At 67.0% G+C, this 14,211-nt stretch carries 10 protein-coding genes; 9 read left to right on the plus strand and 1 reads right to left on the minus strand.

Translation table 11 applies throughout. The features are described from left to right. Positions 1-18 precede the first annotated feature (18 nt). From purL to NP4_RS33955, 4 genes are all read left to right on the plus strand, one after another. Positions 19-2,301: a phosphoribosylformylglycinamidine synthase subunit PurL gene (gene purL / locus NP4_RS33940; RefSeq protein WP_068006656.1), complete on the plus strand. Its 2,283-nt coding sequence runs from the start codon at positions 19-21 to the stop codon at positions 2,299-2,301. A 74-nt stretch (positions 2,302-2,375) separates the two neighbouring features. Continuing rightward, positions 2,376-4,133: an alpha/beta hydrolase gene (locus tag NP4_RS33945; RefSeq protein ID WP_068006657.1), complete on the plus strand. Its 1,758-nt coding sequence runs from the start codon at positions 2,376-2,378 to the stop codon at positions 4,131-4,133. A 32-nt stretch (positions 4,134-4,165) separates the two neighbouring features. Beyond that, positions 4,166-4,768 carry a CPBP family intramembrane glutamic endopeptidase gene (locus NP4_RS33950; RefSeq protein ID WP_245997870.1) on the plus strand — a complete coding sequence of 201 codons (603 nt, stop codon included), beginning with the start codon at positions 4,166-4,168 and terminating at the stop codon, positions 4,766-4,768. Between the two features lie 10 nt (positions 4,769-4,778). Beyond that, positions 4,779-5,165 (plus strand): sterol carrier family protein, encoded by a 387-nt coding sequence (locus NP4_RS33955; protein ID WP_068006661.1) that lies wholly within the window; start codon positions 4,779-4,781, stop codon positions 5,163-5,165. Here the strand turns inward: NP4_RS33955 and NP4_RS33960 are convergent. Further along, positions 5,162-6,493, minus strand: a complete 1,332-nt coding sequence (locus tag NP4_RS33960; RefSeq protein ID WP_068006663.1) for a YhgE/Pip domain-containing protein — start codon at positions 6,491-6,493, stop codon at positions 5,162-5,164. The genes NP4_RS33955 and NP4_RS33960 overlap by 4 nt on opposite strands. Positions 6,494-6,605: 112 nt before the next feature. Between NP4_RS33960 and purF the strand changes: the two genes are divergently transcribed. From purF to NP4_RS33985, 5 genes are all read left to right on the plus strand, one after another. Beyond that, positions 6,606-8,207, plus strand: coding sequence for an amidophosphoribosyltransferase (gene purF, locus NP4_RS33965; protein ID WP_068006665.1), 1,602 nt, complete (start codon positions 6,606-6,608; stop codon positions 8,205-8,207). Between the two features lie 184 nt (positions 8,208-8,391). Further along, a complete protein-coding gene (locus tag NP4_RS33970; protein WP_082876462.1) occupies positions 8,392-10,011 on the plus strand; it encodes an ABC transporter substrate-binding protein in 1,620 nt (539 codons plus the stop codon). A gap of 86 nt (positions 10,012-10,097) precedes the next feature. Beyond that, a complete protein-coding gene (locus NP4_RS33975; RefSeq protein ID WP_245997881.1) occupies positions 10,098-11,108 on the plus strand; it encodes an ABC transporter permease in 1,011 nt (336 codons plus the stop codon). 35 nt (positions 11,109-11,143) lie between these two features. Then, positions 11,144-12,103 carry an ABC transporter permease gene (locus NP4_RS33980; RefSeq protein ID WP_114755667.1) on the plus strand — a complete coding sequence of 320 codons (960 nt, stop codon included), beginning with the start codon at positions 11,144-11,146 and terminating at the stop codon, positions 12,101-12,103. Beyond that, a complete protein-coding gene (locus NP4_RS33985; RefSeq protein ID WP_068006667.1) occupies positions 12,096-13,859 on the plus strand; it encodes an ABC transporter ATP-binding protein in 1,764 nt (587 codons plus the stop codon). Before NP4_RS33980 ends, NP4_RS33985 begins: the two co-directional genes overlap by 8 nt. Positions 13,860-14,211: the final 352 nt, after the last annotated feature.

Here is a 14,211-nt window from a genome sequence, read left to right on the forward strand (position 1 = left end):
ACCCACTAGACTGCGCCTGTGACCGCCCACGTCGACACCGTCAGCGCCGCCGCAGCAAACCCGGATACCCCGCAGCCCTACAAGGAACTCGGCCTCAAGGACGACGAGTACGCCCGCATCAGGGAGATCCTCGGCCGCCGACCCACCGACGCCGAACTGGCGATGTACTCGGTGATGTGGAGCGAGCACTGCTCCTACAAGTCCTCCAAGGTGCATCTGCGCTACTTCGGCGAGACCACCACCGACGAGATGCGTCGATCCATGCTGGCCGGAATCGGTGAGAACGCGGGCGTGGTCGATATCGGCGACGGCTGGGCCGTCACGTTCAAGGTGGAAAGTCACAACCATCCGTCGTATGTCGAGCCCTATCAGGGCGCGGCGACCGGCGTGGGCGGCATCGTGCGCGACATCATGGCCATGGGCGCGCGGCCGATCGCGGTGATGGACCAGCTGCGCTTCGGCGCGGCCGATCATCCCGACACTCGGCGCGTGGTCGACGGCGTGGTGCGCGGCGTCGGCGGTTACGGCAATTCGCTCGGTCTGCCGAATGTGGGCGGCGAGACCGTCTTCGATGCCTCCTATCAGGGCAACCCGCTGGTGAACGCGCTGTGCGCGGGCGTGATGCGGGTGGAGGATCTGCATCTGGCGTTCGCGTCGGGGCAGGGCAACAAGATCATTCTGTTCGGCGCGCGGACCGGTCTCGACGGGATCGGCGGCGTCTCCGTACTGGCCTCGGACACCTTCTCCGGCGACGAGTCCGGCACCGGCCGAAAGAAGCTGCCGAGCGTGCAGGTGGGCGATCCGTTCGCGGAGAAGGTCCTCATCGAATGCTGTCTCGAGCTGTACCACGCCGGACTGGTGGTCGGCATTCAGGATCTCGGCGGCGCCGGATTGTCCTGCGCCACCTCCGAACTCGCGGCGGCCGGTGACGGCGGCATGCACGTGGATCTGGATCGGGTGCCGCTGCGCGCGGCGAATATGACCCCCGCGGAGATCCTGTCGAGCGAATCGCAGGAGCGCATGTGCGCGGTCGTCTCGCCGGAGAACGTGGACGCGTTCATGGACGTCTGCCGCAAGTGGGACGTGCTCGCGACGGTGATCGGCGAGGTCACCGACGGCGACCGGCTCGTGATCACCTGGCACGGCGAGACCGTGGTGGATGTGCCGCCGCGCACGGTGGCCCATCAGGGTCCGGTGTACGAGCGGCCCGTGCGGCGCCCGGCCGAACAGGACGCGCTGATCGCCGATACCCCGGATACGTTGGCGCGCCCCAAGACCGGTGACGAACTGCGCGCGACGCTGCTGAAGATGATCGCCAGCCCGCAGCTGTGCAGCCGCCGCTGGATCACCGAGCAGTACGACCGCTACGTGCGCGGCAACACCGTGCTGGCCGAGCACGCCGACGCCGGTGTGGTGCGCATCGACGAGGAGTCCGGCCGCGGTATCGCGCTGGCCACCGACGCCTCGGGCCGCTACACCAAACTCGATCCCTACACCGGTGCGCAGCTGGCGCTGGCCGAGGCGTTCCGCAATGTCGCCGCCACGGGCGCGACCCCGAAGGCCGTCACCAACTGCCTCAACTTCGGTTCGCCGGAGGATCCGGGCGTGATGTGGCAGTTCCAGCAGGCCGTGCGCGGTCTCGCGGACGGCTGTGTGGCCCTGGGCATTCCGGTCACCGGCGGCAATGTGAGCTTCTACAACCAGACCGGGCAGACGGCCATCCTGCCGACCCCGGTGGTGGGTGTGCTCGGCGTCATCGACGACGTGCACCGGCGCATTCCGACGGGCTTCGGCTCCGAACCGGGCGAGACGCTGATCCTGCTCGGCGATACCCGCGACGAATTCGGTGGATCCATCTGGGCCCAGGTCGAACACGATCACCTCGGCGGCGTGCCCCCGAAGGTCGACCTCGCGCGCGAGCAACTGCTCGCCGAGGTGCTGACCGCGGGCTCGCGCGACGGAATGATCAGCGCCGCACACGATCTCAGCGAGGGCGGCCTGATCCAGTCGATCGTCGAATCGGCCCTGGCGGGCGAAACCGGTTGCCGCATCGTCCTTCCCGAGGATGCCGACCCGTTCGTGACCCTGTTCTCCGAATCGGCCGGGCGCGTCCTGGTCGCGGTTCCGCGCTCGGAGGAGACCCGCTTCACCAAGATGTGCGACGCCCGCGGCCTGCCGTGGACCCGTATCGGCGTCGCGGATTCGGGCACCGACGCGGTCGAGGTGCAGGGTCAGTTCACCGTGCCGCTCACCGAACTGCGCGAGACGTTCGAGGGCACCCTGCCGAAACTGTTCGGCTGATCGGGCCCGGCCGCGACGTGTCTCACGTGTGGCGTGTCGCGCCTCACGGGACCGCCGGCGGCCATACTTGACGGGTGCTCGATACCGCCGATGTCCTGACGACGCTGCGCGTGCGCGGTCGTGTCGTCGCCCGGCGTGGTGCGCTGCTGGTGCAGCGGGTCGAGCATGACGTCATCGATCTGAACTATGTCGGGCTGGTCGTGGCGACGGTGTTCTTCGCCTGGTCGGTGACACCGTCGCTGCTGCCGCGTGATTGGCTGTTCCAGGGGCTCATCAGCGGGCTCAACGCGGCGATCGGATACGGCGTCGGATGCGTGCTGGAGTGGCTGTTCCGGCGATGGGTCCGGCCGCGGCTGCCGATTCGGGCGCCCGCGTTGCTGTGGCAGTACGTGATCAAGGTGATCGTGCTGGTGCTGTGTGTGCTTGCGGCTATCTGGATGTTGGTGCTGTCGGCGGATTGGCAGCGGCAGATCTTCGCGCTGATGGATATGGAGGGTACGACCCGGGCGGCGTATCTGCGTACGGGCGCGTTGAGCCTCGCGGTCGGCGCGATCGTGGTGGCCGTCTATCGGACCGTGCGCGAGATCGTGCGCTTCGTGGCGCGACAGCTCAGCCGGTGGGTGCGGGTGCCGTCGAAATTCGCGCCGACCGTCGGGTCGATCCTGCTCGTGGTGCTGGTGGTGACGCTGTTCAACGGCCTGCTGACGCGGGCGTTCTTCGCCGTGGCCAACTCCGCGTTCAGTGTGCGCAACGACAAGATGACCCCGTACGCGGTGCAGCCGACGAAATCCGAGCGGTCGGGCAGTGCGGATTCGTTCGCCGCGTGGGAGACCCTGGGCTCGGAGGGGCGCTGGTTCGTCTCGCACGGACCCGACGCCTTCCGCATCGGCGCGGTCTCGGGAGCGCCCGCGCGCGAACCGATTCGGGTGTACGCCGGGTTGGACTCGGCGAAAAACGGTGTGACGCAGGAGGAATTGGCGCTCGCCGAACTGGAGCGCACACATGCCTTCGATCGCAAGGTGCTGGTCGTGGTGACCACCACCGGAACCGGCTGGGTCAATTCCGAGACCGCCGACGCGATCGAATATCTCTACCGCGGCGATACCGCGATCGTGGCCTCGCAGTATTCGTATCTGCCCAGTGTGCTGTCGTTCCTGGCCGACCGGCAGAAGGTGGCGGCGGCCGGGAAGAAGATGTTCGACGCCGTGTACGCCGCCTGGTCGCGCCGCCCGGCCGACGCGCGGCCGAAACTGGTTGTGTACGGGGAGAGTCTGGGTTCGCAGGGTTCGGAGTCGGCCTTCGACGGGCTGGCCGATCTGCGCGGCAAGGTCGATGCGGCGCTGTGGGTCGGGCCGCCCAACTCCAATCGCCTGTGGGAGCAGTTCGTTTCGCGCCGCGATCCCGGCACCCGCGAGGTGGAGCCGATCTACGCCGACGGTCTGGTGGTCCGATTCGCCTCCACCGCAACGGATCTGGGTAAGCCGTCCTCGGACTGGCGGCGTCCGCGCATCGCCTATCTACAGCACGCCTCGGATCCGATCGTATGGTGGTCGCCGAATCTGATCTTCTCCCAGCCGGATTGGCTGTCCGAACAGCGTGGCTCCGATGTCTCCACCCAGATGCGCTGGTGGCCGCTGGTGACGTTCTGGCAGGTCGCCGCCGATCTGACCAATGCCCAGGGTGTGAGCGACGGGCACGGCCACAACTATGGCACCCTGGTGCTGGACGGCTGGTGCGCCGTCCTGCCGCCGCCGGATCTGACCCCGGAGAAGGTGGAGGCCATCCGCACCCAGATCGAACTGTCCCTCGCCTACGAACACGCCACCAAGTGAACCCGCGCAGAATCCCCGCCGCCGTTGCCGCCGTGAGCCTTCCACTGCTGTGGAGCAATAGGGTGCTGCCGCGGCTGCACCTGGACATCCGCGGCCGCACCGCCGCGAACGCCGTCTTCGCCACGCTCTACGCCCTCACCTTCGGACGCGGCGTCCCGATCGGAAACCCGGCCCGTCGGCCGCTCACCGCATTGGGCCCCGCGGCCCTCGTCGCGGCGGGTTACGGTGTGGCCCTGGCGATTCCGGCGCTGCGCACCCGGCTGGCCGGATTCGCTACCCGCGCACCGGAGGTTCCGGTGCTCGAATGGGCCTTCGTACACATTCCGATCGGCACCGTCTACAGCGAGGAGCTGATCTTCCGCGCCACCCTCGATCCCCTGCTGGGAGAGGCCACCGGCCCGCTGGGACCATGGCTCGGGGCAACCACTTTCGGACTGTGGCATATCGCACCGGCTCGCGGCGCGGGTGACTCCGTGCCGGTTTCCATCGCGGCCACCGCACTCGGCGGCCTGTTCCTCGGCTGGCAGTTCCGTCGCACCGGCGGCGTACTCGCCCCGGCCCTGCTGCACTACGTCCTCAACGCCGGTGGCGCGGTTGCCCCCCACCTGGCGGTCGCTGTCGGAGCCCGGCGCTAGCCTCGGGATCGTGACACGACGACCAGCTGTTGATCCCGCCGAGGTGCGCGATGCGGTTGCGGCGGTGGGCGAGTGGCTGCGCGACGAGAGTGCGAGTGCTCCGGGCCGCGCCGAATTGGCCAGGGCGGTGCGTGGGACGGCTCGCTCGCTGGCGGCCGATGCGCCCGGGGCATCGGTGGAGGTGCGGGTGCCGCCGTTCGTTGCGGTGCAGTGCGTCGAGGGACCGCGCCACACCCGCGGCACCCCGCCCAATGTCGTCGAGACCGATGCTCGCACCTGGCTGCTGTTGGCCACCGGGCTGCTCGACTATGCGAGTGCGGTCGAATCCGGCGCGGTCAGCGCCTCGGGCATCCGGGCGGACGAGATCGTCCACTGGCTGCCGATCGTGCGGCTCTAGGCCGCGGTCGCACCGACCGGCTTACGATGCAGGCCCTTGCGGTCGTAGAAGCGGGTGATCGCCAGACCCAGTACGACGCCGATCACCAGTCCCAGCACCGTCATCCAGACGCCGCGGGTGGTCCCGGCCGCGCCGTTGCCGTTGAAGTACAGGATCGAGCGGGTGCCGAGGAACACCTGATGCATCGGTTCGAAATTCGCCAGCCAGCCGAAGTACTTGGGGGTGGCCTCGATCGGGACCGTGCCGCCCGAGGACGGCAGGCCCAGGATGATGAAGACGATCAGGTTCACGATCAGACCGGCCGTGCCGATGGCCGCGAGCACCGAGGTGCAGGTGATGCCGACGGTGGCGATCACGAACGCGCCGTAGAGATACAGCGCCAGCGGCTTATCGATCGGCATGCCCAGCGCCTTGCCGATACCGATGAACACGCCCGAGACGATCAGCGCCAATGTCGTCACCGCGGCCCATTTGATCAGCAGCGTCCGCAGCCGGGAGATCTCGGTCGCGGGCTGGTGCACGGTCCACGGACCCCATTCGGTGGGCAGATAGCCCAGCGCGGAGTCGATCAGCTGATGGATGATCATCGCCCCGACCATGCCGACCAACAGCAGCAGCAGGCTGTAGAAGAACGCGGTCAGGCCCTCGCCCGAACCACCCGGCAGCGGACGGTACTGATTCACCACGACATTCAGCGGATGTGCCAGCGTGATTCGGGTCGCGCCGGACAGCTCCGGTGCGGGCGGGCCGCCCGGGGGCGGGGCCAGTTGCGCGCGGACCGTCTCGGTGAGCTGCTTGCCGACCTGGGCGTCGACCTGGGTCAGCGCCTCGTTGCCGAACCGCTGCGCGATGGCCGTGGCGAACGCGCCGGTGCGCGGATTGGTCTGCAATGTGATGATCGGGCGTTCGATATCGCCCGCCACGACGCTGCCGACGCCGAGATTGCCCAGCCGCTTGGTGAAGTCGCCGGGAATGATGATGGTGGCGTACACCTGGGCCGACTGCATCTGCAGCTGGGCGTCGTTGAGTCCGAGCACCCGCAGATCGATCTTGTCGGCGGGTACGGCCTTGTTCAGTCCGTCGACGACCTGATCGCCGAAGTTGGCGTACTTCTGATGGCCCGGTGCGCCGATGGCATCGCCAACGTCCTGATTGACCAGAGCGATCGGGAAGTTGTGCAGATTCTTCTCGGGATCGACGACGTAATCGAGGTACATGACGCCCAACAGCGACGCCAGCAGTGTCACCACGACGATCGGGAACACCCATCGAACAGGGGTCAAACGCCGGGGGTTCGGGCTGGCTTCCGCACTCTCGGTGGTCGTCACGGTGGCACGGTAGCAGCAAACGGCCTGCCATCCGGGTGATCCCGCCGTGGGTTTCGGACGGGTGACCCGTAGAATGAGTTTCGCCCCCCGCCCGCCGAACAGGGAGCAAACGGTGACCAACGCCGATCTGTCGGTTGACAGCCCCAACCTGCTGCTATCCGAGTCCGCCCGGACTCCGGATCAGGACGAGAACGAACCGCGCGAAGAGTGCGGTGTGTTCGGTGTCTGGGCGCCAGGTGAGGATGTGGCCAAACTCACCTACTACGGTCTGTACGCACTACAGCACCGCGGCCAGGAGGCGGCGGGCATCGCCGTCGCCGACGGTCAGCAGGTGCTGGTGTTCAAGGATCTGGGCCTGGTGAGCCAGGTCTTCGATGAGCAGACTTTGGCCGCGATGCCGGGCCATGTCGCCGTCGGCCACTGCCGCTACTCCACCACCGGATCGACCACCTGGGAAAACGCCCAGCCGATCTTCCGCACCACCGCGGTCGGTACCGGACTGGCGCTGGGCCACAACGGCAATCTGGTCAACACCGCCGAATTGGCCGCGCGCGCACGCGAACTGGGCCTGATCAGCAATCGGCTGCCCAACGGCGCGATCGCCGCCACCTCGGACTCCGATGTGATGACCGCGCTGCTGGCCCACGCGGCCACCGACAAGAGCATCGAGCAGGCGGCGATGGAACTGCTGCCGAGCTTGCGCGGCGCGTTCTGCCTGACCTTCATGGACGAGCACACCCTCTACGCCGCCCGCGATCCGCACGGGGTGCGGCCGCTGTGCCTGGGCCGGCTCGACCGTGGCTGGGTGGTAGCCAGCGAGACGGCCGCCCTCGATATCGTCGGCGCCTCGTTCGTCCGCGAAATCGAGCCCGGCGAACTGCTGGCGATCGACGCCGACGGGGTCCGGTCGTTGCGTTTCGCCAATCCCGAACCCAAGGGCTGCGTCTTCGAATACGTCTATCTCGCCCGCCCCGACTCGACCATCTCCGGTCGTTCGGTGCACGCCACCCGGGTGGATATCGGCCGTCGCCTGGCCCTCGAGCATCCGGTCGACGCCGATCTGGTGATCCCGGTGCCGGAGTCGGGCACCCCGGCCGCGGTCGGTTACGCCCAGGGGTCGGGTGTGCCCTACGGCCAGGGTCTGATGAAGAACGCGTATGTCGGGCGGACCTTCATCCAGCCCAGCCAGACCATCCGGCAGCTCGGCATCCGCCTCAAACTCAATCCGCTGCGCGAGGTCATCCGCGGTAAACGCCTGATCGTGGTGGACGATTCGATCGTGCGCGGCAATACCCAGCGCGCGTTGATCCGCATGCTGCGCGAGGCGGGCGCACTCGAGATCCACGTCCGCATCGCCTCGCCGCCGGTGAAGTGGCCGTGCTTCTACGGCATCGACTTCGCCTCGCGCGCGGAGCTGGTCGCCAACGGCGCGGGCCCCGACGGCGCGGAGGACTCCTTCGACGACATGGTCGAGAACGTGCGGCGCTCCATCGGCGCCGACAGCCTCGGCTACATCTCGCGCGAGGGCATGATCGCGGCCACCGAACAGCCGGCCTCGCGGCTGTGCAGCGCGTGCTTCGACGGCAACTATCCGATTCCGCTGCCGACCGAGGCGGCCATCGGCAAGAATGTCCTCGAAGGGATTCTCAGCGGCAAGTCCGAGTCGGAGCTGCTGAGCGACAACGCGAACGCGAGTGCGCTCAGCCGTCCCTGAAGGTTTTCCTGCGGAAACGCTCGTGCGCGGATAATTTTCGCATCACCGCGAAACTAATTGTTGCGAAACGCAACATATCCGCAACGCAGTGGCGGTACTGTCCCCGCCATATGAAGTTCACCGTGGCCGCACCCAACCTGTGATCCAGGGTGGGTGCGTCGCGTTGCGAGAAGTTGGGACAGTCATGCGGTTTTCGACACAGGGGTCGTTGACCCGGTCGGGTCGAGTCAGAAGCCTTGCGGCGGTGGGGGTTGCGAGCCTCACCCTTGCGGCGCTCGCGGGATGCGGCTCCGGTCGCACCGGCGGTGGTGGTGACAACGGGTTGGTGGTCGGTACCACCGACAAGATCTTCTCCCTGGATCCGGCCGCCGCCTACGATCAGGGTTCCTATGTGCCGGAGACGCAGGTCTATCAGCATCTGCTGAACTTCGCGCCGGGGGAGACCGCCCCCAAGCCGGATGCGGCCGAGAAGTGCGACTTCACCACGCCGACCGTCTTCACCTGCACCCTCAAGCCGGGCCTGAAGTTCGCCAACGGCGATCCACTGACCGCCCAGAGCGTCAAGTTCTCCTTCGACCGGATGCTCAAGATCAACGATCCGAACGGTCCGGCCTCGCTGCTCGGCAATCTGGACAAGACCGACGCCCTCAACGATCTGACGGTCGCGTTCACCCTCAAGAACGGCAACGACCAGACCTTCGCGGCGATTCTGCCCACCCAGGCCGGTCCGATCGTCGACGAGAAGGTCTTCCCCGCCGACAAGATCATGGACGACGGCGCCATCGTGAAGGCCAAGCCGTTCTCCGGTCCGTACACGATCTCGAGCTATGACAAGAACAAACTCGTTCAGTACGAGGCGAATTCGGGTTACAACGGCATTCTCGGCAAGCCGAAGGTCAGCACCGTCTCGGCCAAGTACTACGCGTCGAGCGACAACCTCAAGCTCGACATCCAGAACGGCAACATCGACGTCGCCTACCGCAGCCTGAGCCCCACCGATATGGAGTCGCTCGGCAAGAACGACAAGGTCACCATCCATACCGGCCTCGGTGGCGAACTGCGCTACATCGTGTTCAACATGAACACCATGCCGGGTAACACCCCCGAGCAGAAGTTGGCCATCCGCAAGGCTGTGGCGTCGACCGTCGATCGCGACGCGCTGTCGAACGAGGTCTACAAGGGCACCTATCAGCCCGCGTACTCCGCTGTGCCGCAGGGCTTCCCGGGCGCGGTCGAACCGTTCAAGGACATCTACGGCGCCAAGCCCAACAAGGAGAAGGCCGCCAAGTTCCTCGCCGACGCCGGTGTGGCCACCCCGGTGCAGATCAACCTGCAGTACAACCCGGACCACTACGGCTCCTCCAGCTCGGAGGAATACGCCGCGATCAAGAATCAGCTGGAGTCGACCGGACTGTTCAAGATCAACCTGCAGTCCACCGAATGGGTGACGTACCAGAAGGAACGCGCCCGTGACGGCTACCCGGTCTACCAAATGGGCTGGTTCCCGGACTATCCGGATCCGGACGACTACCTGACCCCGTTCTTCGGCCCGAACAACTTCCTGCAGAACCACTTCGAGGATCCGGCCATCACCGCGCAGCTGACCGCCGAGGTGACCCAGCCGGACAAGGACAAGCGCCTCGCGATCATCCAGCAGATCCAGAAGGATATGGCGGACAAGCACATCTCGATCCTGCCGCTGCTGTCCGGTAAGCAGGTCGCGGTCGCCACGAAGAATGTCCAGGGCGTCGATTCGACCCTGGATCCGTCGACCAAGTTCCGCTACAGCGTGCTGAGCAAGTGACGACGACGGCGTTGGAGCAGGAGCCGTCCGTCCCCGCTCCTGCTCCCCGGAAAGCGCCGGGGCGCAGCCGGTCTCGCTACGGCGTACTGGCTCGCTACCTCGGTGTGCGACTGCTGCTGATCCTGCCGACGGCGTGGATCCTTGTGACGGTCGTGTTCTTCCTGATGCGGGTCGTGGGCGACCCGATCAGTGCCGCGCTGGGCGGGCGGCTGCCACCGGATCAGATCGAGGCGCGCAAGGAGGCGGCCGGTTTCAACCGGCCGATCCTGTCGCAGTACTGGGACTACATCTCCGGGCTCGCTCGCGGGGATTTCGGCCGCTCCCAGGACAATCGGGCGATCGGCGAGATCATCACCAACTACGGCGCGGCGACGCTGGAATTGGTGGTGTGGGCGCTGATCGTGGCCTTCATCGTCGGAGTTCCGCTGGGTCGCTACGCGGCCCGGCGGCGTGACAAGGGCGCGGACGTGGGTTTGCGGCTTTTCGCGATCCTGGTCTACGCCGCGCCGGTGTTCTTCGTCGGCCTGCTGCTCAAGCTGGTCTTCGCGGTGAAGCTGGGCTGGCTGCCGGTGGCGGGTCGCGCGAGCACCAATGTGGAACTGGCGCTGCAGCATGTGTCGCCGAAGACCAACATCCTGGTGATCGACGCGATCCTCTACGGCGACTACGGATATCTGTGGGATGTCGTCCAGCACGCGATCCTGCCCGCCATCGCGCTGGGTCTGCTGACCGCGGGCGTGTTCCTGCGGCTCGTGCGGATCAACCTGATCCAAACCCTGCGTAGCGATTTCGTCGACGCGGCGCGGGCGCGCGGTCTCGGCGAGCGCGTGGTGGTGGGCCGACATGCCTTCCGCAACGCCATGATTCCGATCGTCACCGTGATGGGTATGCAGATCGCGATGATGCTGGGCGGTGCGGTGCTGACCGAGATCACCTTCGAATGGAAGGGTCTGGGCTATCAGCTCGCGCAGTATCTGCAGGCGCGCGATTTCGTTGCGGTGCAGGGGATCGTCGCGTTCCTGGCGCTGGTCGTCGCGGTGATGAGCTTCCTCGTCGACGTGCTGGTGGCGCTGATCGATCCGAGGGTGAGGTTCTGATGACCGCATCCGAGATGATCACCGCGACCGAGCCGATGCTCGGAACACCGGTGCCGCGCAAGGGCATTCCGGGCCTTCGGCTGTTCACCATGACGGCCGGGCTGCAGCGGGCCACGCTGATCCTCGGTCTCGCCCTGATCGGCATGTTCGTGATCGTGGCGGTGTTCGCACCGCTGATCGCACCGTACGATTTCGCCCAGATCTCCGATCACGGCGTGGATTTCGTGCGGCAGCAGGCGCCCTCGGCGCAGCACTGGTTCGGCACCTCGGTGCGCGGGGAGGATGTGTTCTCCCGGGTGATCTACGGCGCCCGGACGGCGCTGTTCGTCATCGCGATCTCGCTGGTGCTGTCGCTGTTCGTCGGTGTACCACTGGGTTTGGTGTCCGGCTATGTCGGGCGCTGGGTGGACCGGGTACTGGTGCTGTTCATGGACGCGCTGTACGCGTTCCCGACCCTGCTGCTGGCGATCGTGGTCTCGATCGTGGTGGCGGGCGGTCAGTCGTCGAGTTTCGGCGGCGTGCTGTCGGCGGCCGTGGCGATCACGGTTATCTATGTGCCGCAGTACTTCCGGGTGGTGCGCAACGCGACGGTCGCGGTGAAGACCGAACCGTATGTCGACGCCGCCCGGGTGACCGGCGCGCCGATCGGGCGAATCCTGTTCCGCCACATCTTCCCCAATGTCACCCAGTCGCTGCCGGTGATCATCACCCTCAACGGCTCGGAGGCGATTCTGACCCTGGCGGCCCTGGGCTTCCTGGGGTACGGCATCGAGCCCACCCAGGCCTCGGAATGGGGATACGATCTGAACAAGGCGCTGGCCGATGTGTCCAACGGAATCTGGTGGACCGGCATCTTCCCCGGTATCGCGATCGTGTTGGTGGTGCTGGGTATGACTCTGGTCGGGGAGAGCCTCAACGAGGTGCTCAACCCACTGCTCCGGACCCGGCGCGCGGTCGCCGCGCCCGCCGCGGGTGAGGGGGCCGCAGATGACTGAAACAGTTGTGGTGGAGAAGGATTCGGCGCTGGCCATTCGGTCGCTGTCGGTCACCTTCGCGACCGACGCGGGGGCCGTCGACGCGGTATCGGACGTGTCCTACGAGGTCTATCCCGGCGAGGTGCTGGCCATCGTCGGCGAGTCCGGCTCGGGTAAGTCGGTCAGTTCGCGTACCGCGATGGGCCTGCTGCCCAAGACCGCTCGGGTGCGCGGTCTGGTCACCGTCGGTTCCGAGAAGATCACCTCGATGTCGGAGCGGCAGCTGACCGCACTGCGCGGCGGGGAGATCTCGATGATCTTCCAGGAGCCGGGTTCGGCGCTGGATCCGCTGTTCACCGTGGGCTTCCAGATCATGGAAGCGGTACGGTCGCACAGTGATACGAGCCGCAAGGCCGCCAAGGCCCGCGCGGTCGAGCTGCTGCGCATGGTCGGGCTGCCCGATCCGGAGCATCGCGTGGACTACTACCCGCATCAGCTCTCGGGCGGGCAGAAGCAGCGCGTGATGATCGCGATCGCCATCGCGTGCGAGCCGAAGGTGATCATCGCCGACGAGCCGACCACGGCGCTGGACGTGACGGTGCAGGCCGAGATCCTGGAGCTGCTGCGGGATCTGCGCGACCGGTTGGGCGCGGCCATCGTCCTGATCACCCACAATATGGGTGTGGTGGCCGATCTCGCCGATCGCGTGGTGGTGATGCGATCAGGTCGCGTCGTCGAAACCGCCACGGTGGACGAGCTTTTCGGGGCGCCGAAGGAGCAGTACACCCGCGATCTGCTGGCGGCCGTACCGCATCTGGGCGCGGGGCTGACCCCGACCGACGGTCCGGTGTCTCCGGTCGCGCCGCAACCGGAGACGGGTATTTCGGCGATCACCGCCGAACGCCCGGCCGACGACGCTCCGGTGGATCCGGAGGTCGCCGCCGAGACGGTACTCGAGGTGTCGGGGCTGATCGTGGAATTCCCCGGCGCGCTCGGACGTCCGACCTTCCGGGCGGTGGACGACGTCGGACTGACCATCGGTCGCGGTGAAACCCTCGGGCTGGTCGGCGAATCCGGTTCGGGCAAGTCGACCATCGGCCGCTGTGTGGCCGGATTGCAGCGTCCGACGGCGGGCACGATCACGGTGCACGGTCAGGAGCTGACGGGCCTGTCGGAGCGGCAGCTGCGGCCGGTGCGCAAGCGGCTGGGTTTCGTATTCCAGGATCCGGCGACCTCGCTGAATCCGCGGTTGACCGTGGGGCAGTGCGTCGCCGAACCGCTCGTGGTGCACCGCACCGCCAACGGTGAGGCGCTGCGGTCGCGGGTGCGGCATCTGCTCGACGATGTGCAGCTGCCCGCGGGCACCGAAAACCGTTATCCGCACGAACTTTCGGGCGGACAGCGGCAGCGGGCGAGCCTCGCCCGGGCGCTGATCCTCGATCCGGATCTGTTGATCGCGGACGAGCCGACCAGCGCGCTGGACGTCTCGGTACAGGCCAAGGTGCTGGAGCTGTTCGCGCAGCTGCAGCGCGAATGCGGTTGGGCGTGCCTGTTCATCAGTCACGACCTGGCGGTGGTCGATCAACTGGCGAACCGAATCGCGGTGCTGCGCAACGGCGCCGTGGTCGAACAGGGCACCCGCGACGAGATCCTGCGCAATCCCACCGAGGAGTACACGCAGCGCCTCGTGGCGGCCGTCCCGGTCCCCGATCCGGTCGAACAGCGTCGCCGCCGCGCCGCGACGGCCGCATTGTTCGCCACCGACCACAGCGAGTAGAAGAAAGCCTCCGCCGCCTGTTCCGGGCGGAGGGTCGGACCGGTTGCGCCGCCGCGGATTTCGCCCCGAACGAACTCCGCGGTGTGCCCGGCGCAACCGATCCTCCAGGTGAACACCCGGCCCGACGGCCGGTGCCGGACGCCGTCGCCCGGGTGTTTGCCCCCTGGCCTTCGGCCGGGGAAAGCGAGAAGAGGGCGGGGAAATTGAGAGTGCCGGAGGAATAGGGAGGGTGTCGGGGAAATAGGGAGAGGGCCAAGGGGAAGTGGGGGTGTGGCCAGGGCACTGAGAGTGCGCCGGGGAATCGGGAGTGGCCGGGGGAAATGTGGGGAGTGTGGCCGGGGGAAATGTGGGG

The sequence above is a fragment of the Nocardia pseudobrasiliensis NBRC 108224 genome, assembly GCF_001613105.1.
GTDB classification, from domain to species: domain Bacteria; phylum Actinomycetota; class Actinomycetes; order Mycobacteriales; family Mycobacteriaceae; genus Nocardia; species Nocardia pseudobrasiliensis.